Source organism: Myxococcus sp. AB025B (assembly GCF_006518215.1).
Lineage (GTDB): Bacteria > Myxococcota > Myxococcia > Myxococcales > Myxococcaceae > Myxococcus > Myxococcus fulvus.
The window spans coordinates 1-1382 of sequence record NZ_SRLW01000632.1; the positions used below are offsets into that span (position 1 = coordinate 1).

A 1382-nucleotide genomic window follows, 5' to 3' on the forward strand; every position below is an offset into this window, starting at 1 on the left:
GACAGACGCATGGGGGAGAGGCTCAGCGGGGTAGCACGCGGCCGAGGAGGGGACAACCCGGGCCCAGGCCCTCACGTCGGCCGGCTCACGGCCGGGTGGCGTGCGCGGAGAGGAACGCCTCCACCAGGGGGAAGATTTCATCCGGGGCGCGCCGGCCCAGCACCAGGTCCGCATGCCCGTAGTCCGCGCCGAAGCCGTGCCCCCGCCCGGCGACGAGGAACTTCACCGGGCCGCCCAGGGCCTCCTTCGCCCGCGCCACCGACATGGGCGGGGCGAGCAGGTCCTTGCTCCCCGCAAGCAGCAGGAAGGGGATGCGCACGTGGGACAAAGCCTCGCGGTAGTCGAAGCCGCCGTCGTAGGTGGTGAAGCGGTTGGTCGAAATCCACCGGGCGAACTGGCGCCCCACGCCGCCGGCGATGTTGGCGGGCACGTTGGCCAGCGCGCGCCGCACCACGTCCGGCTCCATGTTCTCCGCCAGCATCATGTACCGGCTCAGCGGGCCCGGCGGCGCGCCGAGCAGCGCGATGCTGGTGACTCGGCCGGTGGGGATGACCTTCAGCCGCAGGAGCGGCTCCACCTTCTGGATGAAGGTGCGCAGCCCCGGCTGCACCGCGAAGGTGAAGGGGCTGCCCAGGATGGCCGCCGCGCGCACCGGCGCTTGCGGATTTCGCGCCAGGTGGGCGTAGAGCATCAACCCACCCTTGGAATGCCCCACCCAGAGCACTTCCTTGGAACCGGTGGAGACCACGGTGCGCAGCGCGGTGCGCACGTCGTGCTCGGCCTGATCATCGAACGTGAAGTCCGAGCAGTCGCCCGCCAGCCCCCGGCCGCGCAGCTCCATCACCCACGTCTCGAACCCCGAGCGGGCCAGGTAGCGGGCCAGGCTGTACTGCTCGTCGAAGTCCAGGTGGAAGCGGTTGGCGCCCAGCCCGTGGCAGAGGATGACGGGCTCGGCGTGCCGGCGCTCCCCTCGGGCGTGGTAGCGCCCCAACGAGATGGCCGCGCCGTCGTCCGTGGGCACCCGATAAAGCTCGTCCGGGCGGAACGTCAGCGTCAGCAGCCCCTCTTTTCCGCGTGTCATCGTCCGCGAGAAGAGGTCCGCCATCCGCCCCAGCCGCGCCGCCTGTCTACGTGTCACACCCCTACTCTACGCCGGCCCAGGGCCCGTTGCCGTGTCCAATCCCGGGCAATCACCCCTGTCGGCAGGGTGGTTGCAAGGAGATGTAGGCAGATTCGTCCGGAGGAAAGTGGATGCGGCAAAACAGGGCAATCAAGGAAGCATTGTCATCCTTCATCGCCACCGTTTTTCCCACAGACACCCTCCTGCGTGCCCTGAGGGTGATGGAGCGGCACCAGGTACAGCTGTTGGGCGTGGTGGGGGA

Annotated in this window: 1 protein-coding gene; it reads right to left on the bottom strand. The window is 69.5% G+C overall.

Translation table 11 applies throughout. The annotated features are described in order from the left end of the window. Positions 1-85: 85 nt before the first annotated feature. A complete protein-coding gene (locus tag FL311_RS43185; protein ID WP_141333499.1) occupies positions 86-1105 on the bottom strand; it encodes an alpha/beta fold hydrolase in 1020 nt (339 codons plus the stop codon). Between the last annotated feature and the right edge of the window lie 277 nt (positions 1106-1382).

Bases quoted from the DNA above. Each gene is read 5' to 3' on its own strand.
- FL311_RS43185 (WP_141333499.1), bottom strand. From the start codon at position 1,105: ATGGCGGACCTCTTCTCGCGGACGATGACACGCGGAAAAGAGGGGCTG.